21 protein-coding genes and 2 tRNA genes are annotated in these 19,639 nt (G+C 38.9%); 14 read left to right on the forward strand and 9 right to left on the reverse strand.

The window, feature by feature from the left end; genetic code table 11:
• Positions 1–9: 9 nt before the first annotated feature.
• Entirely contained in the window at positions 10–2,088 is a 2,079-nt protein-coding gene (locus EHQ16_RS17895) for a PP2C family protein-serine/threonine phosphatase (RefSeq protein ID WP_135632541.1), read from the forward strand.
• A 12-nt stretch (positions 2,089–2,100) separates the two neighbouring features.
• Here the strand turns inward: EHQ16_RS17895 and EHQ16_RS17900 are convergent, their stop codons facing one another.
• Genes EHQ16_RS17900 through EHQ16_RS17905 form a run of 3 tightly spaced genes read right to left on the reverse strand, consistent with a single transcriptional unit; the run spans position 2,101 to position 3,980 of the window.
• Positions 2,101–2,526: a hypothetical protein gene (locus tag EHQ16_RS17900; protein ID WP_135632543.1), complete on the reverse strand. Its 426-nt coding sequence runs from the start codon at positions 2,524–2,526 to the stop codon at positions 2,101–2,103.
• Positions 2,527–2,575: 49 nt separating this feature from the next.
• Positions 2,576–2,731, reverse strand: coding sequence for a hypothetical protein (locus EHQ16_RS19525; RefSeq protein WP_167482678.1), 156 nt, complete (start codon positions 2,729–2,731; stop codon positions 2,576–2,578).
• A 55-nt stretch (positions 2,732–2,786) separates the two neighbouring features.
• Positions 2,787–3,980, reverse strand: coding sequence for an aminotransferase-like domain-containing protein (locus tag EHQ16_RS17905; protein ID WP_135632988.1), 1,194 nt, complete (start codon positions 3,978–3,980; stop codon positions 2,787–2,789).
• Positions 3,981–4,053: 73 nt separating this feature from the next.
• Between EHQ16_RS17905 and EHQ16_RS17910 the strand changes: the two genes are divergently transcribed.
• On the forward strand, positions 4,054–5,460 hold the full coding sequence (locus EHQ16_RS17910) for an aminotransferase-like domain-containing protein (protein WP_135632545.1): 1,407 nt from the start codon (positions 4,054–4,056) through the stop codon (positions 5,458–5,460).
• Between the two features lie 49 nt (positions 5,461–5,509).
• Entirely contained in the window at positions 5,510–5,767 is a 258-nt protein-coding gene (locus tag EHQ16_RS17915) for a hypothetical protein (RefSeq protein ID WP_100790281.1), read from the forward strand.
• A gap of 7 nt (positions 5,768–5,774) precedes the next feature.
• On the opposite strand, the gene EHQ16_RS17920 is transcribed toward EHQ16_RS17915, so the two are convergent.
• Positions 5,775–5,847: transfer RNA gene (locus tag EHQ16_RS17920), tRNA-Phe, on the reverse strand.
• 69 nt (positions 5,848–5,916) lie between these two features.
• Here EHQ16_RS17920 and EHQ16_RS17925 point away from each other — a divergent pair.
• The 6 genes from EHQ16_RS17925 to EHQ16_RS17950 all read left to right on the forward strand — a co-directional run bounded on the left by EHQ16_RS17925 (position 5,917) and on the right by EHQ16_RS17950 (position 11,054).
• Positions 5,917–6,840, forward strand: a complete 924-nt coding sequence (locus tag EHQ16_RS17925; RefSeq protein ID WP_135632547.1) for an alpha/beta fold hydrolase — start codon at positions 5,917–5,919, stop codon at positions 6,838–6,840.
• Between the two features lie 96 nt (positions 6,841–6,936).
• Complete coding sequence (coaE, locus tag EHQ16_RS17930; RefSeq protein ID WP_135632549.1) at positions 6,937–7,557, forward strand: dephospho-CoA kinase; 621 nt, start codon at positions 6,937–6,939, stop codon at positions 7,555–7,557.
• Entirely contained in the window at positions 7,554–8,336 is a 783-nt protein-coding gene (locus EHQ16_RS17935; protein ID WP_135632551.1) for an SPOR domain-containing protein, read from the forward strand. The genes coaE and EHQ16_RS17935 overlap by 4 nt, the downstream gene beginning before the upstream one ends.
• Before the next feature lie 134 nt (positions 8,337–8,470).
• The gene (locus EHQ16_RS17940) at positions 8,471–8,881 is read left to right on the forward strand and encodes a DUF2452 domain-containing protein (RefSeq protein ID WP_135632553.1); all 411 of its coding nucleotides are present in this window, start codon (positions 8,471–8,473) and stop codon (positions 8,879–8,881) included.
• A 21-nt stretch (positions 8,882–8,902) separates the two neighbouring features.
• Complete coding sequence (locus EHQ16_RS17945) at positions 8,903–9,601, forward strand: VanW family protein (protein ID WP_341867438.1); 699 nt, start codon at positions 8,903–8,905, stop codon at positions 9,599–9,601.
• Complete coding sequence (locus EHQ16_RS17950) at positions 9,558–11,054, forward strand: hypothetical protein (RefSeq protein ID WP_135632557.1); 1,497 nt, start codon at positions 9,558–9,560, stop codon at positions 11,052–11,054. The genes EHQ16_RS17945 and EHQ16_RS17950 overlap by 44 nt, the downstream gene beginning before the upstream one ends.
• Here the strand turns inward: EHQ16_RS17950 and EHQ16_RS17955 are convergent.
• Together EHQ16_RS17955 and EHQ16_RS17960 are read right to left on the reverse strand one after the other, a co-directional pair.
• On the reverse strand, positions 11,026–11,784 hold the full coding sequence (locus tag EHQ16_RS17955; RefSeq protein ID WP_135632559.1) for an SH3 domain-containing protein: 759 nt from the start codon (positions 11,782–11,784) through the stop codon (positions 11,026–11,028). The genes EHQ16_RS17950 and EHQ16_RS17955 overlap by 29 nt on opposite strands.
• A gap of 109 nt (positions 11,785–11,893) precedes the next feature.
• Complete coding sequence (locus EHQ16_RS17960; protein WP_135632561.1) at positions 11,894–12,295, reverse strand: YidB family protein; 402 nt, start codon at positions 12,293–12,295, stop codon at positions 11,894–11,896.
• 310 nt (positions 12,296–12,605) lie between these two features.
• Here EHQ16_RS17960 and EHQ16_RS17965 point away from each other — a divergent pair, with 310 nt between their 5' ends.
• Positions 12,606–14,393, forward strand: a complete 1,788-nt coding sequence (locus EHQ16_RS17965) for an FG-GAP-like repeat-containing protein (protein WP_244242138.1) — start codon at positions 12,606–12,608, stop codon at positions 14,391–14,393.
• Positions 14,394–14,614: 221 nt separating this feature from the next.
• Here EHQ16_RS17965 and EHQ16_RS17970 read toward each other — a convergent pair whose 3' ends face one another.
• Complete coding sequence (locus EHQ16_RS17970; RefSeq protein ID WP_135632563.1) at positions 14,615–15,106, reverse strand: VOC family protein; 492 nt, start codon at positions 15,104–15,106, stop codon at positions 14,615–14,617.
• Between the two features lie 248 nt (positions 15,107–15,354).
• Here EHQ16_RS17970 and EHQ16_RS17975 point away from each other — a divergent pair.
• The 4 genes from EHQ16_RS17975 to EHQ16_RS17990 all read left to right on the forward strand — a co-directional run bounded on the left by EHQ16_RS17975 (position 15,355) and on the right by EHQ16_RS17990 (position 17,632).
• Positions 15,355–15,436 (forward strand) — tRNA-Leu (locus tag EHQ16_RS17975).
• 89 nt (positions 15,437–15,525) lie between these two features.
• Positions 15,526–15,948, forward strand: coding sequence for a cyclic nucleotide-binding domain-containing protein (locus tag EHQ16_RS17980; protein WP_135632565.1), 423 nt, complete (start codon positions 15,526–15,528; stop codon positions 15,946–15,948).
• The gene (locus tag EHQ16_RS17985) at positions 15,945–16,460 is read left to right on the forward strand and encodes a Crp/Fnr family transcriptional regulator (RefSeq protein WP_135632567.1); all 516 of its coding nucleotides are present in this window, start codon (positions 15,945–15,947) and stop codon (positions 16,458–16,460) included. Before EHQ16_RS17980 ends, EHQ16_RS17985 begins: the two co-directional genes overlap by 4 nt.
• 77 nt (positions 16,461–16,537) lie before the next feature.
• On the forward strand, positions 16,538–17,632 hold the full coding sequence (locus tag EHQ16_RS17990; RefSeq protein ID WP_135632569.1) for a PilZ domain-containing protein: 1,095 nt from the start codon (positions 16,538–16,540) through the stop codon (positions 17,630–17,632).
• On the opposite strand, the gene EHQ16_RS17995 is transcribed toward EHQ16_RS17990, so the two are convergent.
• Positions 17,615–18,319: an IspD/TarI family cytidylyltransferase gene (locus tag EHQ16_RS17995; protein WP_135632571.1), complete on the reverse strand. Its 705-nt coding sequence runs from the start codon at positions 18,317–18,319 to the stop codon at positions 17,615–17,617. The genes EHQ16_RS17990 and EHQ16_RS17995 overlap by 18 nt on opposite strands.
• The gene (locus tag EHQ16_RS18000) at positions 18,316–19,584 is read right to left on the reverse strand and encodes a diaminopimelate decarboxylase (RefSeq protein WP_135632573.1); all 1,269 of its coding nucleotides are present in this window, start codon (positions 19,582–19,584) and stop codon (positions 18,316–18,318) included. The genes EHQ16_RS17995 and EHQ16_RS18000 overlap by 4 nt, the downstream gene beginning before the upstream one ends.
• Between the last annotated feature and the right edge of the window lie 55 nt (positions 19,585–19,639).

Consider the following 19,639-nt stretch of genomic DNA (forward strand, 5'->3'; position numbering starts at 1 on the left):
AATCCGTATATGCGAAAACGAATTCTACTTACGGGAGTTCTTTCTCTCCTGTTTTTACAAATTGGCTGTCTTAGCCCCAAACAGGAAGAACCTTATCAGTTCCGACAAGGGGTTCTGGACATTAGCGACCTCACTTTCAAAGAGGATACCATTGTGGATCTTTATGGAGAGTGGGAATTGTATTTTGGGGAATTCCACTACCCTCCCTTCCATGGAGAAAAAACTCTCACTGGGTATTTGCCCATTCCTAGTTCCTGGCAAGATGAAGAATTTGGTGGGGTTGAGTTACCAAGGACAGGCCACGTCACCTTACGAGCATTTGTTTATATTAGCAAACAAACCGTTGGTCAAGAATTAAGAATTTATATTCCTGATATTGCCTCCTCCTATCGATTTTTTGCCAATGGAATTTTGATTGGTGGCCAAGGAAAACCAGGGATCAACAAATTTGATGATACACCTAGGATCAAATCCAAATACTATACCCTCATTCCTGACAAGGAAGTCATCGAACTTGTATTTCATATTGCCAACTATGATAATAACTTTGGTGGATTTTGGGCCATTCCCAGTATAGGAAATAAAAATGCATTGGATCGAGAGAAAATGCTCTCCAATGCTCGTGAACTTTTTTTACTCGGCGCACTTGTTCTCATTGGTCTTTATCATTTTGGATTGTACTTTTACAAAAGAAAAGAAACTTCCATTTTTTACTTTGCCCTCTTTTGTTTTCTACTTGGGATTCGATTGGCCTTTACCGGAGAAAGGTATATCCTCGAAGTATTTCCCAACTTTCATTGGCCAACAGCATTTCGGATTGAATTTGCTTCTTATTATTTTGCAGTACCAACCTTTTTATTATTTATCTATTCTCTTTTCCCGGAAGAATCCAACCCAAAATACGTACGTTCTGCACTGCTAGCCAGTACGGTTTTTGCACTCACACTTTTTCTTCCTATATCTGTCTTTACCATTTTATTATATGGATTTCAAGTTTTAGCATTTTTGACAATTGGGTATGTGATTCATATCAATTTAAAAGCGGTAATCAACAAACGTCCCAATTCTAAATTATTCTTTTTGGGGCTTCTGGTTTTAGCTTTTTCTGTAGCCTTTGATATTTTACGGCACAGTGTCAATAACCGGGGGATTGGACTCACTCCCTATGCCCTACTTTGTTTTATTTTCATCCAATCTCTCATTCTTTCTAGTAGGATTGCCAATGCATTTATCCGAGCAGAGGAACTCGCGGAAAGTTTAAAGATCAGTAATGAATCGCTTTTAGCGGTAACAGAAAATTTGGAACAAATTGTTTCAGAAAGAACTTATCAATTGAATTCTTCTTTGAATCGAATCAAAAAAGATCTCCTCCTTGCCAAAAAAATCCAACAAAAGATTCTCCCTGAGGATGGAATCAAATTTGAACATTTAAAAATTCATTTATATTTCCAACCACAAGAAGAAGTCGGTGGAGATTTTTATGATATCTTCGAGTTGGATAATGGAACCGTTCGTTTTTTTGTCGCTGATGCAACGGGACACGGAATCCAAGCAGCACTTTATACCATGGCCATCAAATCCGAATACGAGGCCATCAAACGGTTTATCACCAAAACAGATGATTTGATGAACCACCTCAACCAAAAGATTCAAAACAAATTTTCTGGTCTAAAAATTGTATTCTCTGGATTTTTATTGGATATTGATACAAAAACAAAAACCGTCTACTACTCGTCAGCGGGTCATCCAAGCCAAATTTTCCAAACAAACGGGGAACAAATCATTTTGGAAAGAACGGGAAATATCATTGGTTTAAAAAAAGACCAACCCTATACACAAAAACAATTTCAAATGTCTATGGGAGATAGGATTTTACTTTTTACGGATGGGATGTTAGAACAAAAAAACGATTCGCGAGAAGAGTTTGGAATGGAAAGGATCCAAAAAATCCTCGGTGATTTCCAAGGAAAGGAATCAGAAAGAGTGCTTGCGGAACTGGTCATCCAACTCTTCCTTTTCCAAGGGAAAGAAGAACAAGAGGATGACCAAACGATGGTTCTAGTGGAATGGGAAAAAACTAAAGTATAACAAATTCCCTTTCTATTTTTTTAAGTAAAGATTGTCTACGCCGTTCTTTTCAAATTCTGCATCATACTTTTCTGCTTCCTTTGCTACCTTAACTTCATAATCTTCTGGTGAAAGTGCTTCTAAATCTTTAACCGATACTTTTTGTTCTAAATCTCTTTGTGCAAGTTCAGTGGAAAGGTCTGTCCAAAAAATATCATCGTTATAAGGTTCAATATAAGACTCGAATACTTCTTGGAAGTATTCTTCTGAAATGGTATAAAGTCCATTTTCAGAAACGATGGGGCTTTCAGGGGAAGAAGAAAGTTTTTTTAAAATGGATTGGATGAATTCGTCCACAGAAGGATCTGTTTCTTCGTGAGGAGAATTGCTCACCCATTCGAATACAGCAAGTGCATTCAAAAGGTGTTTTGTTTCTTGGGGATTTAGATCTAAATTCATGATTACCTACTTTGTTTCCATAGAAGTAGTCATCCTCCCTCTAGGCAAATCAAAGAATGACTGTAGATCTGTTTTCCTTATAGTTTTGATAGATCTGGTCTACGAGAAGGCGAAATGTTGGATCTTCTTTCAGAATTTCTAGTTTTTCATCCAAACTCAAAATGGAGAACTTAGGATACAAAGCTTTGGTGACTGCGGGCTTCATACCTAAGTAGTAAACAAACGAATAGTAGTGTCAAGAAAAAAATACTAAACAAACGTCATGTATTTATGTCGCGATACACATCTGCGATTCGTTTCACCCCAATCTCCATAACATCCTTTGTTAAAAAACTAAAGTTCATACGAAAGAAAGAAGAAGAGCGACTGGCGGGAGAAAACTCCGTTCCAGGAACCATGGCCACACCATTTTTTAGACAATGCTCCATAAGTTCCTTCGATGTTCCTTTCGGATATTCAACCCAAAGGAACATCCCACCTTCTGGAAGAGAAAACTTTACTTCAGGAAGGTATTTGCCAAGCAAAGAAACCAAACTCTCTTTTTGGCCCTTGTAAAAACTTTGGATGGAATGTAAATGGACATCAAAATCCATCGTTTTCAAAAGTTTGGAGACTACTACTTGTGAAAATTGATTCGAATTTAAATCGTTTCCTTGTTTGACTGCAGTAAACAAATTTCGATACAAATCGGGAACTACCACCCAACCCAAACGAAAACCAGGTGATAAGATTTTAGAAAAACTTCCCAGAACAAACGTTAGGTCATTTCTCTTACGAAACGAACTCACAGAAGGATATACTTTACCCTCAAAATCTAAATACCGATACGCCTCATCTTCAATGAGAATAATTTCCTTTGTATCTAGTAAGTTTGCAATTTTGATTCTTTTTTCCAAAGACCAAGTATAAGTTGATGGATTTTGGTAAGACGGGTTTGCATAAAAAACATGGATTTTGTTTTGAGATAAAATTTCTTCTAACCAATAAAGATTAGGGCCATCAGGTTCCATAGGAACACTAAAAAAATTGGGATGATAAGGAGAGAATGCTTGTAATGCACCCAAATATACAGGGTCTTCCAATAACACATTGGTATCGGAATCCATAAAAATCTTTCCTAAAATATCAAGACCCTGTTGAGAACCATGGGTGATGGTAATCGACCTAGATGACACCCAAGAGACATCCGTTAATTTTTCTGCAATTTGGGTTCTTAGAGCCTCATATCCAGACGAATCTCCGTATTGAAAAGCAGTGGAAATATTCTCGCGAACCACAGACTCCATCACAGAACTGAAAACATCTTTTGGGAATAAATCAGGGTTCGGAAGTCCCCCGGCAAAGGAAAGGATGTTAGAATTTTCTACCGTTAATTTTAAAATTTCGCGAATGACAGAAGTTCTCACAAAAGAAGTTCGTTTCGCTGAAAAAATAGTTGGCAGTTCCGTTTCCATAGTAATAGAATAACAAAAAGAATCAAAACTGTCCATATACAGTTATATATATCTATTAGTATACAGTTATCCCATGACAAAGTACAAACAACTAGCCCTAGACCTAAAAAAAGAAATTAAGTCAGGATATTATTCTGAAAAAGAAAGGATCCCTTCTCTTCGTGAAATTCAGGATTTAAAATCATGTAGTCTCACCACTGCGAAGGAAGCTTATAGGATTTTAGAAGAAGAAGGGTATATTTATGTTGTACCTCAATCTGGATACTTTGTACATCCGAATATTAGTTCCCTCATCTCAGGGCCACAAAATGAATTTTATCCGGCAGTGGAAGCTGATGATAGGATCCAACAAATCATGCGAACGGTTATGGATCCCAAATTGATTTCCTTTGGAGCGGCCATTCCATCGGATTTTTATCTACCACTGGGAGGGATCGTTTCTTCTTTTAAAAAAGCACTCCAATACAAAGAAATATTTTCCTATGGAGACTTACAAGGAAACGCAGGGCTTCGGGAATGGATTCACAAAAGGACTTCCATCCAAGGTTACCGCGTCAATTCAGAACAAATCCAAATCACAAGTGGATGCACAGAATCTATAACCTTTGCCTTACTCAGTGTCACTGAACCTGGAGATACAGTCATTGTCCCCTCACCCATTTACGTTGGTTTATTTCAGATTTTAGAAACCCTTAAACTCAAAGTAGTAGAGATTCCGTATAGAAAAGAAGAAGGGATCTCTGGAGATGAATACGAAAAATTAATCAAACGTCATAAACCAAAGGTATTTTTATTTGCTGCTAACTTCAACAATCCGAACGGAATTTTAATGAGTGAATTTTCCAAACAAAGTTTAGCAAAAATATCTTATTTGTATGGAATCCATCTGGTAGAAGATGATATATACGGAGATCTTTATTTTAGTGGGACAAGGCCCAAACCACTAGTGAGTTATTTCCCCCAAGAACTAAAAGGCCCAAAATCTTACCTTTGTTCTTCCTTTTCAAAAACACTGGCCCCTGGTCTTAGGATTGGTTGGGTGGCATCCAAAACAGGAATTCGTGAATTAAGCAAAAGAACCAGAGCCTATAAAATTTCCGAAAACAATCCCACTCAAATGGCAGTCCTTCAATTTTTAAAACTACAAACCTTTGAAAGGCATCTCAAGTTTTTACGTTCAGAATATCAAAAACTTACAAAGGAATATATTGAACTATTATCCTTTCATAGCGAAGGGAGATTGGAAATCCAAAAACCAGATGGAGGATTTGTACTATGGATTGAATCACCGTTAGATGGTGACAAATTACTCAGCGAATCCAAAAAAATAGGAATGGCCATTGCCCCAGGATCTCTTTTCGGACTTTCCAAACATTGGGACAGACACTTTCGATTGAATGTTTCCGTTGGATTTTCACCTAAAATTAGAGAAAAACTGATTCAGTTCTCTAGGTTATTCTTAAAAAAGCGAAAATCTTAAATCTAAGTTTTTAGTTGCAAGTTAAAGAATGAGAAACAAGGTCTCTACTATGTCAGAAAACACACGCAAGTATTTGGAAACTTCTCAAATCATTCCATCTAAAGGAATGTCCTACACCATGTATGAAATTGAAGGCCAAGATACTATTTTACGAATGCTTACCTTTATCCCAGACAATGACGAAATTCACATTTATCCGAAGCCACCGGTAAAAAAACTCTATAAACCAGAACTTTGTAAGAAGGTAGAGGAGAATGAATTTTTGGGACTTTGGTCTATGGGAGAAGAGAGAAAGGCGGGAAATTAGGCAACCGTGGCCCCGGACAGAATCGAACTGCCGACACGAGGATTTTCAGTCCTCTGCTCTACCGACTGAGCTACAGGGCCTTCGGTTACGACCAAGGTATTTTTCCAGATCCCTCTGTCAACGAACCTTTATAATTTTTGCGAGGACACATGAAGAAGTTTAGGAAACCATTTGCGACCACCATCCTATCGGCATTTTTATTCGTTGGTTGTGCGTCATACCTTCACAAAACAGGAATTAGCTTAGAAAGATACAGATCGGATTTAGAATCCAAATCTGTTTTAGTTGACGGTCTTCACTGGAAGTATACAGAAAAACCCGGATCCGCAGAAACCTTAGTCGTGGTACATGGATTTGGTGGCGATAAAGACCATTGGACTCGGTTTTCGAGACATCTTCCCAATGGAATCCGGGTGATTGCCCCAGACCTTCCTGGATTTGGAGAATCGGATAAACCAGAAGGACTGAACTACACACAAGAAGCCCAAGCTGATAGACTGTATCATTTTACCGAATCACTTGGCCTAAAAGAATTTCATATCGCAGGGAATTCGATGGGGGGAGGAATTGCTGGAATCTTTGCGGCCAAATATCCCAATAAAGTAAAATCACTCATCCTATTTGATAACGCCGGGGTCAAAAGCCCCACTCCGAGTGAAATGCAACTCATCGATATGCAAGGAAAACCAAGCCCACTTCTTGTCACAAGCCCCGAAGACTTTGATCGGCTTCTCGCATTTACCTTTGTCAAACCACCCTATCTACCTTCTTTCCTAAAATCATATTTTGCTAATAAAAGTTTTGCTAACAGAGATTGGAATGCTTCTATCCTCAAACAAATCAGAAAAGAAGGTTATTTTTTAGAAGAAAAACTAACGGAAATCCAAGCTCCTACAATTGTGATTTGGGGAAAAGAAGACAAGGTCATCCATTATACAGTCATGGATGTTCTAAAAAAGAAAATGAAAACAAAACTAGAAACGGTTCTCCTGGAAAATATGGGCCATGCACCCATGATTGAAGATCCAAAATTGTCCGCCAAACTCGTACAAGACTGGTTAAACAAACCTTAACAACCGAACAATTCACCAAAAATACTTTAGTATTTTTTTTCTAATTTAGAACAAAAAAATACTTGTACTTTCACGGGTTTTTTATGTTATAAACCCGTGAGTCCAAAACATAACAACAAAACTCTGATTGGAATTACCGGATCCATTGGATCAGGAAAATCCACTGTACTTGCTATGTTTGGTGAGTTAGGGGCAGAAACCATTAGTTCTGACTCCATCGCACGCGGATTCACAGAACCAAACAGCCCAATTTTACCAGAACTCGTAAACATTTTTGGAACATCTATCTTAGATGAAAACGGAACTCCTATTCGGGCCAAAATTGCAGAATTAGCGTTTTCCGACAAATCAAAGCTAAATGCTATGAATGAACTACTCCACCCGCTGATTCGTAAAACTTTCCTCGAATTTCTAGGTTCGAGAAAAGCAGGAAGTATCATTGCTTGGGAAGTGCCCCTTCTATTCGAAACAGATGCGCATACCATCTGCGATTTTACCGTGACTGTTTCCGTGAGCACCGATGTGGCATGGGAACGTGTTCAGTCACGCGGAGGGATGGATTTAGAAGACTTTAAAAAAAGAAATCTTTCCCAAATGGATTTAGAGAAAAAAAAGTCTCTCTCTGATTTTATCGTAACGAACGATAATCAAAGGGAGAACCTAAAAGAACAAATTGTCATCATCTATCAGGAAATCAAACAAAGGATTAACAAATGAAAGAAAGAGTATTTTACGTAATCAACTTAGATAAACAAAGAATTGGAGTTTTATCCCTCTTTCTTTTTGCCTTATTTTTCTCGATTTTCTTTTTAGGAGTTTCCGTTGGGAAAGGGAAAACGGAAGAAAACCTAACTCGTGCGAAGGCAATGGAAACACAGCCGACAAACACAGAGGTTACCGAGCAATCGATTCCAGCTCCCACCGCAGTGAATGGATCTGATACAGCCGTTGGAACAAACGCAGCCTCTTCGTTTGTACAAGGGACCAAAACAAAAGAACAAACGAACCTCTCCCAAGAGATCCCCATGGCAGACATTGGAAACAATCCTTACTTTGTAGAAACTTCTACAGCCAAAGACGAAGAAGAGGAGAAAAAACAACAAGTTGTGGATTTAACCAAACGTGTAGAAAAACGAGTGGTTTCAAACAAAACTGAAAGTTTCAAAAATTTGCCGCAAACTTCGAAACAAACAAAAACGGCGAAATCAAACCAACAAGTTGTTACATCATCTAAACAAGAAGGAAAACAATTTACAGTGCAACTAGCTGCTTTCACTAGTAGACAGTCAGCGGAAACATTTTTATCTCAACTAAAATCGGATAACCATGGTAAGCTGCCAGCAAAAACCTTTATTGTAGTAAAAAATGAATTCTTCGTGGTTCAAATGGGAAAATCCAAAGACAAGGGAAGTCTTTCCAAAGCACTTTCCAAAACTTCCATGCCTAAGGAAATCAAATCTAAGGCTATGGTTGTGAGTTACCAACCGCTATCGTAAAGATAAAGATCGTCAAAAACCTTGGCCTTCGGCTTTCCTAAGTTAATTTAGGAGAGCCTTTTTCTAACCAACCCCCAATCCTAATTTGGAAATTCATTGCAAATTTATAAATTGACGATTGTCTAATCCCTAGAATGGAAACTGAAGGAACTCCTCATCATAGTCTTACTTATGGTACTAGTAGACTTGCACCAAGTATCAGTCTTGTGGATCGTGCCAAAGAAATCGAACTTGCAGAAGAATCAGTACAACTGCATTTACATGGAAAATTAGAAGTCATTGCAAACCAAATCCGTCGTTTGAAAGAAGAAGCTGAACTGATTCTAAAACGTGCAGAAAAAGATATAGAACTACACAAAGCTCGTTGCCAGTTTGAAAAAAAACCGGGCCAAACCATCCACTTGTATGAAAAAGAAAGTGGATCCTATTTTTCCCTCCTTTCTCCAAAAGATTGGGGTGGTAACCCTCCCCACCCCTACCAAGGTACTTATATCATGAATCCTGATCGAAGTTTCACAGAAGTTTTTTTGGATTCTTTGGATTAACATCTAACTTTGATTCCATCCATGAAACTAAAAATAAAAGTCTTTCTAAGATGGATCTGTGCCATCCTAAAAGGAGATTATTTTTTCTTTGGATTAAAGCCGGTACCAAAAAGTAAATTCATTTGGTCTGATGAAACGACACACACACTCCCTATATTACAATCACCTATGAAGGAAGGGAAACTTCGGAACCTTCAGATTGCCATCAACCAATTAAATGAACGTGTATTATATCCAGGTAGAATCTTTTCATTTTGGAATGAAATCGGTAACCCAACAATAGGTAAAGGTTATACGGAAGGCCGTGTGATTCGAGGTGGGCAGGTAAGTTCTGAAGTAGCCGGTGGTCTTTGTCAATTGTCGGGGATCATTTACTATCTCTCGTTAGAACTTGGTCTCAAAATTTTAGAACGGTTCCCCCACAGTCGTGATTTATATACTGAAGAAACCAGATTCACCCCACTCGGAACCGATGCTTCTGTGGTGTATCCTACAAAGGATTTACGGATCAAAAATACACATCCATTCCCTTTACTTTTTTCTTGGGATTTAAAAACATCTGAACTTACTTTTCGTATCAAAAGCCCAAGTCCCATCAAACGAAACAAATTACATTTCCAACAAACAACAAAAAATGGATTTTCGAATGTGCAAGTCTTCTTAGAACCAGAGGGAAATGGTGAACTCATTCTTTGTTCTTCCGATGATTACCGATTATAAAAAGAAAGTTGTATTACTAGGATTTTTTATATTCCTAGTTGCGTTTCAACTCATAGTCCAATTGAGTTCGTCTTTTGCTTTTGGGGCAGATGGATACTACTACGCTGCCCAAGTGAATTCTTATGTTACGAAAGGAAGATTCTTTAGCCCAGACGTATCCCCCATTTTATATGGACTTGTTTATTTTTCAAAATTAGGAAACAATATTGTTGTTACGAACAAAGTGTTTGTTTCTTTACTGGTTGGATTTTTATTTCTGGCTAGTTACCGGTTGGCCTTCCATTTAACAAACCAAGTTTTCACATCCATCCTTTTTGGGCTTATCTTTGTTTCTTCTTCCTTTCTCCCTCATTTTAGTTTTAACTTTATCAAAAACTTAGGGGGAATTTTATTTTTTATTCTATTTTTAACGGAAATTTTGATTTTGGAAAAAAAGGAAAACCAAAAGAAACTGATAAACTACATTCGACTTGTTTTCATTTTTGGTTTGGTATTTCTAAGTCATAAAATCACTGCAGGGATTTCTCTTTGTTTTCTTTTGCCTTGGATCTGGAAACAAATCCAATTTCAAAAAAAATATGGAATGTATTTGTTTGTTGCGATTCCTTTTCTACTCTTAGGATTCACCTTTGTTTTTCCCAACATCCTCCATTGGAACGACATCAAAACAATATTATTAGAAGATTTAAATTTTAAAATATTATCCCCCTTCTATCAATATACCAAACTTTATCCAGAATTTGCCTTAGAACAAATTTTATTTTTTCTATCACCATGGATTTATTTACTCACTAGATCCAAACTAAAGAATTTTCAAAAATCGTTTTATGACAAACTCTTTGTTTTGTTTTTTTTACTATCGCTTCCTATCTTTAGTTATACGGCCTTTAGTTTTCCCTTTCGAATGTTCCTTTTGATTTTTATTCCAGGAACCATCCTTCTGCTTCCTAGTTTGACCAAAATCAAATCAAAATGGATGGTCACCCTACTCTGTGTTTTGATTCTTCCTTACCAGTATTTTACGATGAACCGAGGGAAAGAATTCAATAACCAAGATTATAAACTATATTCAATTTTACTTCCTTTGTTCCAGTTTCCCAAAGATACACTGATCATTGTCCACCAAGGATTTGATTATTTTATTTGTTATCATAAAGCGGGAGATGCTTTTCATTTTTTACCGGAAGAAAAACATAAAAATCGCCCCATATACAGAATCGCGTATGGAGTGTCTGCCGAAGATTATAAAACCTTTTTACCAAAAGATACAAAGATACAATATTTGCCGGGATTTTATTCTGTTTTGGAGGAAAGTAAATGGCAGGAGTTCTTAGAAAAACTTCCTGCCGAATCTAAAAAAAGAATTTTGGATTGGAAAAATCCAAACACTCATAGGACAAATACGATGTTAAGAAACGAAACCTTTAAGGAGAAAAGTAAGAAGATTTTGTAAAAGCATATTCACTTTTACAAGCCGCATCACTTTCTTTTTTCTCTTTTAGTAACGAGAGTTTGTCGTTGCAAACATAAAAATACAAATCCAGTTTTCCCGCAACTGGGTATGTGCTAAGAGATACCAGATGTTCATCCGAATCTGAATATCCAAAATAAGCATTGTTGTAAGCGGTTCTTTCTTCCTCTGTTTGTGGGAATTGGATGAAAATAGAAGGCCGAACCAATCTTGATTTTGTATCCAGAACCAAATGGTCGGAATACACATCAAAAACTCCCTCTAATTTTTCACTAATGCCTGAGTATTGATTGAACTCGCGGTAAACGAAACTTTCTCCATCAAACTCTAATGTATGAGAACAATCCAATCGGTCAGGTATCGTACAAAAAACAAAATTTCCTTGGACAGCCGCAATCATCGCATCCCGAGATTCCACTTTGGTAATGGAAAGATACCCACCAAACACCCAACCGGTGATTGTTTGCGATTGCACACGGTACCAATAGGCAGAAATTCCATCAATTTCCGCATCCTTTTCCGAACGCTCTAGAACCTTAACCTGATCTCCCAGTTTTAATTTCCCTACCTTCTCTCCGTCTAGTGTGGGAGTTTTCCGGGCATTGAGAACTGTAGCAGAAATAAATACATTTTGACCGACTTCAATCGTAGGTGTTTTTTTGCACTGGAACAAAATCAAGGAAGTTAATAGAATCAGGATCAATTTCTTCATGGAAGGAAGAATGTTTTTTCAAAGAAATTTTGGCAAGACAAATTGTAAGTAATGAGAAAAGAAATACCACCTAATTTTCCATAGGTGGTTTAAGTTCAATGTGACAATTTTATTTTGTAAATAAAGAAGCAAGCGAAGTCAGTTGAGCAGTGATATCTCCACTTGGTTCCTTCCCATCAGGAGAAAGTTTGTCGATCACCATCGGTAGTAAATTTCCAATAAGACCAGCCGTGGCTTCCGAATCCAATCCCACTTTTCCAGCAAGTTCCTTAACGGAATCACTCCCCAAAACCTTCATTACATCTGCGGCCCCAATGTTCACATTGTCTCCGGTTCCTACCCAAGAGGACGCGGCTTCTGCAAAACCTTTGTCTTTAAACTTTTGGACAATTCCGGATACTCCACCGTTATCTTCGATGATCTTTTGGATCCCAGAAACAACTTGTGGATTGTTTTGCACTAGCTCTACTGCCTGAGCTGCGACGGCTTTCAAACTTTCAAAAAAACTCATGCCGAAAATGATGAATCAAAAAACGACAAAAGGAAAGATATTTTTTGAATTCAAACTTTTATTTCATTTTTTTGATCCGAGGTTGTCCTAAAAAATCAAAGTTATTTTCCTAATGTTTTTATTTTCAAAACTAAATAATGTATTGCAATCCAATTGCTAGAGGCTATACATCAACTCAATGTTAGTTGTACGAAATCATGGCATTTAAATCATTTGCTCATATTCTGAACAATCGAATACTAACACTAGGGCTTTCCTTTTTTCTGCTGAATTGTTGGACAAACCCTCTCACCCACCCATCGAATGTTTCATGAAGTTATCCAATTTTCTTTGTCCCGACAATGACCTTCTGAAAAAGTGGTCTCCCTATATCTATTTGGCCTTACTGCCGGAGTCAACAGTCACGATCTCCAACCTAACCAACCACTCTATCGTCGAAACGGGATTTGTTGTGGGAACCGTTCCTCCGGGTCAGGCGTATGTAAATGTTGGCATTGATGACGCACAACCCATCCAAGTGCCAGTGGTCAACGGAACCTGGAGATACGCACTTCCTGCAAAAGCAGTTACCGGTACTTTTTGGACATACGGTAGCCTTCACACCATCTATGCACACATTCCCTATGAAAAATCCAATACCATCCAAGTGCGAATGGGAACGAATCATGATACCGATGGAGATGGGTATCCCGATTTGATTGTATCGGCAACACCGGATAACAATACCCAAGGATATGGATATGTATTCAGCACAAACCCCAATACAAAATTACTCAATACAACTCCAATCACTTCACTAACAAATGGAACTAATGTAACATATTTTGGAAGCCGCATAGGATCAGGTGACTTTAACGGTGATGGATATGCAGATATATTAGTGGGGGCACAAGCATATAGTGGTGCGGCTGGAAGGGTCTATGAATTTTTGAGTAGAGGCCAACAAGGAATCCCATCTCAAAATCTAAATACAGGAGGAACTGCAGATGCGATTTTCGATGGAGTGACAGGTGGTGGAAGATTTGGAACAAATATTATCGGAGCTGATATCAATAACGACGGTTATGATGATGGTGTATTTGCCTCGCCCTGGGAGAACGAATTATTTATTTTCTATAGCCAAGGACCAAACGCAATATTGTCGCAAAACACAAATACAGCGAATTTTGTATTTAAGAATCTTACTAGTATTACCCCTCCTCTCAACCCAGATGATAATTTTGGCTCTCTTGCATATGCAGGAGATGTGAACGGAGATGGATTTTTAGACCTCGTTGTCAGTGCAGCAACACACTTCTCTAATAGGGGAAGGATTTATTTTTTTATTTCCAATCAAGGATCTCTGCCAACAACTCCACAACAAATTCTAGTTGCTCCACTGGAACCTTCCCCTGGTTGTGCAGCTGGTCTTGGTTGTCTTTTTGGAGCAAGTTTTGTATTGGATTATTTTAATTCCGATCGTTGTATCGACCTCGCGGTAGGTGGACCTAACTTCAATACAAGGCAAGGAATTGTATTTGTATACCATTCTACTTGTGATTCAACAAACCCCTATCCAAATCCACCAGTGGCGACACTGGTCGGCCCACCTACAAATAGTTGTAATGTTAATAATTGTTCCTTCGGAGGAAACCTAGCTTCCGGCGACACAAACGGAGATGGATTCCCCGATCTTTTAATTGGAGCCACAGGAGCTAGTTCGGGAATCGGCGACGTTTACTTAGTATTAAATGATCCAATTACCGGATTTCGCAATATGGATCTAAGTGCTGGGGGATCAGCGGATAGTCTTTTTTCTGGTGAAGCCGCTGCGAGTAATTTTTCAATGGGACTTCAGTTCCAAGATACCAATGCGGATGGACTCCAAGACATCGTCATCTCAGAACCATTGATCACCAATCGAGTCTATACTTTTCACAGCATCCGAGGTGGTGTTCCTGCGAGCCAAAACTTAAATAACGGTGGAGTGACAAGTCAAACTCTGAGTCCACCAGCAGGAACTTCTTTGGGTAATACAATTGCAGAATTGAAAATCAAGGCAGAGGGATATCTCTGGGCATTTTGGACGAAGTCAAAGAAGTATTTGGGGATTATCTAATTTTATAGATAAATACACATTTTTTCCGGGGGCACCTCGCCATCGTTTGGTGGATCAAAATTCACCGAGTGACGCGACCGCGCTATCCGCTTCAATCTTTTGCTTTGCAAAAGGATTTCCGCTCTTATCGCTGGTGCAGGGAATCAAACTAAAACAATATTAAATTCAAAACCAAACAAAATCTAACACAGCAAAGATTTGATTCCCCATCGGCACAAATCTTACTTTGCTGAATGGAAACCGATCTTAGTTCCTTCCGTATCAATGATGAATGCGTAATACCCCATTTCAGGACTGATCAACGTTTTTGGGAGAACAATCTTTCCACCGGCCTTTTCCACTTTGTCTAAAGCCGGTTGTAAATCTTCTCCCAGATTTAGATAGACCACAATTCCATTCTTTGTCGGAATATAATCCTTTCCTTTTACCAAAACCACATTCACAGAATCTGGATTAGCAGGAATCACACCAAGTTCCGTATCTTCCATAGTCATTTTTTCTATCGAAACATTTAAGATAGTTCCATAAAACTGAAGCGCTCTATCCAGATTAGAAACAGGAATCTCCACAATTGAAATTGTATTTTTCATGTCCTTCGTTTGCTCCGCTTTATTACCTTGCACCCCATCGTTATTCAAGTTCGTTTCTTCTTTACAGCCAACAACACTCAAACCAATCACGAGTAATACTTTGATAAAAAATAATTTTCTCATTTTTTCTCCTTAACATGAAAAACATAAATATTCAACGCCCAATCAAATCTTAATATTAAAAACAAGACAACTCAATCTTTTCTAGGATTCTAAACGCGAAAGGCCACTCCTTCACCTATGATGATACCTCAAAGGGTCTAGATTCTAGTGACTACCAAGAGAATAAAATTTCAAAACAAAGCCAAGTGAATCATAAAATCTCACTAGACAGATTTCCCCAATACAAAAATCTGCTTATACAACCACTAGCGGGCGTGGCGAAATTGGCAGACGCACCAGATTTAGGTTCTGGCGCCGAGAGGCGTGGGGGTTCAAGTCCCTCCGCCCGCAAAACATACTTTCCTTCTCACCAATCCATTTAAACTCATACAAATCCTGAAGCAGTTTGAACCAGAGATGATACCCATAGGACAACCCCGATGAACATTTTGGAATTTATGCAAAATATCTCTACGCAAGTTTATTTGCGAGGGGATGTGATCTTTCGTGAAGGGGATCCTCATGATGGAAGTATGTATTGTATCATGAGTGGGATGTTTGCTGTCACCAAACGGCTGCCAGATGGAACCCAAGAAATCATCAAAGGCCTTGGCCCAGGTGAATTTTTTGGAGAACTTTCCCTTCTCACGAGAAGGCCTCGGGCCATGACCATCAGTGTGGTTTCAGCAAATGCACGAGTGGGAATTTTACGCGATGATCAGTTTGAAAAGCTGGCACGGATCAATACTCATTTTTTATTCCAACTTACCAAAAGTACGGTAGAAAAACTTCATAGGGCCGAAGCAAGGCTCACCGAACTCGACAAAATGTTAGAAGAATTCAAAAAGGAAGAAGAAAAATGAACGTAGAACATTTGCGAAAGTACATCACAGAAGTTCGCATCGACCATTTTTCTCCAGGAACCAAAGTGTTTTCAGAAGGAGAAGACAGTAACGGGAAGATGTTCTTTGTATTTGCCGGTGGGCTCCAAGTTTTCAAACGTAAGGCAAGCGGTGAAGACCAATATGTTCGGGATATTGGACCAGGAGAGTTTTTTGGAGAAATGGCCCTCGTTTATCCTTCTCCCAGAGCTGCGACAGTAGTTGCCTCCGCCGAAGATACCAAAGTCGGAATCATCACAAAAGAAATCTTTTTTGCTATGGGAAAAGAAAGTCCCGGATTTCTTTCCGTCATTCTCCATAGCATCATTGGCCGCCTAACAGCAGTCGAAGACAGCATTTCAGAAAGGCAAAGGGAATTACATACCTTGATCAACGGAATGCCTTCTTTGCAGACGGATCCAATTTCCACAGAATCTGTCACGGTAAGTGAGGAGAAAACACAAGATTCGGAAGAACCAAAAAAGGAAGACTAAAGGAAAACGGGATTCACCAAATCCCTAAGTTTTAAAAATAAGTTGACTAAACATCTAAAATCGAATTTGATTTGCGGGTGACTTTGCGGTTCTTCAATTATCCCATTCCCGTTCTATTGGTTACCGTCGTTTTTTTCGCCGTACCATTTCTCAATTTCTTTGCCATTGCGGCACTTTACGATTTGGATCTAGAACATTTTAGTATGATTCTCTCTCGGGTCCAACCTTGGCAGTATGTATTTTCTGCTCTCAGTGCCATCATCGCTTATGGCCTTATCGCAAAAAAGAAATTTGGATACTACCTCTTCCTTTGTTTCAGCTTTCTTTCTCTTACTTACAATGCTTGGATGGTATTGTCAGTCACTCTCGGTAAGAAGTTTTTCCTAGCAGGCATTCGTATTCATACCTCCGATGTGATCTGGAATATGGTCACGACAACAGTCTTACTTGGGATTGTTTTTTATTTCTTACGGAGAGAAATTGCAGCGCCTTACTTAAGTGGAAAACGTCGCGGATGGAGAACCAAATACCGAGAAACCCATCCCATCCCTTTCCATTGGGCCAATTTTGATGGCGAACGTGAAGGTGACGGACAAACCATCAATATTTCCCGAAATGGAATCCTCATCCCTATCCCAGCGCATCATTTCTTAAAAGTAGGAGACCCGATCAACCTTCTCTTAAAATTAGAAAGAGAAAACAGAGAACCTGTATCCATCTCCGTACAGGCAAAGATCGTACGCATTGATAAAGAAGACGATGGATCTGAAATCGCCGGTGTCCAACTTCTCTTTCAAATCAACCAAAAAGAAGAAAAACAAATCTACGAAGCATTCCTTGCTCGCGTTTTTGCTCCAAGATACCCAGTTTCCAACCCGGTCAATTTTTCAGGAAAAAACAATCAAATTTGCCAGGGAACCTTACTCAATGTTTCCATGGAAGGATTGTACATAGAAACAAGTTCCGTTTTAGAACAAGATCAAATCTGTAATGTCAAAATCCAAACGAGATCAGGGGAAATTTCTGTAGGTGGAGTCGTACGCTGGTCCAACCCTCAAGGTAAATATGGAAAACCAAGTGGGTTTGGAATTCAGATTGATGCAATAGAAAATAAAAACCTATTTCGGATTTGGATCTGGAAACAACGTTTTAAATTATTCCACGGTCGGTAGTTCTTCCCAAAAGAGTGAGTCTGCAAGTTCTGCATCTCCAGGACTTGTGACTTTGATATTGTGGTAATCTGTTTCGACAATCCCTACCCTTCGTTTTCCCATCCAAGTGCAAAGGTCTGTAGGATGTTTATTGATATCTGCATCAAGTCCTTCTGCCATCAGTTCTTGGATCATAAACCCGGCGATGGACTGAGGAGTTTTTACAGCATAAACTTCATCTCGTTTCAAAGGTTCTTCTGTATAATTTGTATGGATCCGCACTCTTACCAAACTCTCAGTGGCTTTGGCAATGATACTGGCCCCTCCAAAAATTTTTGTTTGTTCTACCAATTGATAGAGTTCTTTTTGTTTGAAGTTGGGTCTTGCCACATCATGGATAAAAAAAATATCCTTTGTATCATAGGGAATGGACTGAATTCCACATAACGTAGACAGATGGCGAGACTCACCACCCGGCACAATCCGATCATTCCATTCCAATAAATCACTTAATTCTTTTTCCGTTTCCAAAATCCAATCGGGATGGGAAACAATGGTGATGGATTTAAGGAGTCCAAAACTTCGGAAACGTTTGACCGAATGCCGAAGAAGGGACTCCCCTCTCACTTTTAAAAACTGTTTGGGAACTTCCGTTCCCATCCGAGTTCCAGTCCCACCAGCCAGTAGGACAGCGTACAAATTGTTCATTCGACAACGAGGATTTCGTTTCTAAAGATTTCCAAAACTGGTTCTTTTTTACGAATCAGTTTTCCTTCACCGTTTGTGCGAAGTAATACTTCTGCAGTTTCTGGAAAACTATTGTAGTTCTTTGTGGACATACCGGCACAATAAGCGCCAACTGCTTCCATCACTACATAATCCCCAATCTCAGCTTCTCCCATAAGTCTTGTGATGGGTTCCCCACCTTCTTTTTGGGTGAATACATCGCCAGATTCACAACAATGACCGACAACTACGTATTCTTGATTTGATTTTGGAACACCACCGTCTTTTTTAACTGTCACAAGAGGGTGTTTTGCCCCATATAACGAAGGTCTGGTGTTGGAATCCATTCCCGCATCGAGTTTCATAAAACGAAAACCCTTAGGGCCTGTATCAATCAAATCATCCACCGTTGTAAGAAGTGCACCACAAAGTGCCACAAGGTAAGTTCCTGGTTCAATTTCTAAAATTAATTTTCTGCCATGTTTTGCGGCAAATTCTTCAAATTGTGGTTTCACAGGGGCACCAATCTTTTGTAAGTCGGTGGATTTTTCATCTTCCATTCGGCCTACTTTGTATCCGCCGCCAAGACTCACTACGGTTACCGTAGGAAAAGCTTCTGCATATTCTAAAGTATATTTGGCCACTGCCTTCCAAACTTCGGGATCACTCCCCGAACCAATATGAGTGTGGACTTTTTCCACAACGATATTGTATTTTTCTACAATGGCTTTGACTTCGGGTAATTTTTCATGCCAAATTCCAAAGGAAGAAGTCACTCCCCCTACATCGGTTTTTTTGGTATGTCCCGACCCAAGACCAGGATTGAAACGAATGGATACTGATTTTCCAGGAAATGTCTTTCCAAAAGCCTCTAGTTGGCGGAGAGAACAAGCGTTGAACTTCACCCCTTTCCCAATGAGTTCTTCAAAGGCCTTAGGAAATTCTTGGGAAGTTAACATGATGGATTCTGGTTTGAATCCAAAGTGGAGGGCTCGCACCACTTCATGTTCCGAAGAAGCATCAATGAGGATGCCTTTCTTTTTCATAATTTGAAGGATATTGGAATTGGGATTTGCCTTCATGGCGTAACGGACTTGTAATCCGAAAGCATTAGGAAATGCCAAGGTATCGTCACATTTTTGCTCAATTTCTTTCTCGGAATAGACAAAGAGGGGTGTGCCGAATTCTTTTGCTAAAGACCTTACTTGGTCTTCTTTCAAAAACTTTAGTTTTTCGATTGATGTCATAGGATTTAAGATAAACCTTTCAATAGGTTCCATTCCATAAAGTCAAAAAAGTAGA

It is taken from the genome of Leptospira kanakyensis, from assembly GCF_004769235.1.
GTDB classification, from domain to species: domain Bacteria; phylum Spirochaetota; class Leptospiria; order Leptospirales; family Leptospiraceae; genus Leptospira_A; species Leptospira_A kanakyensis.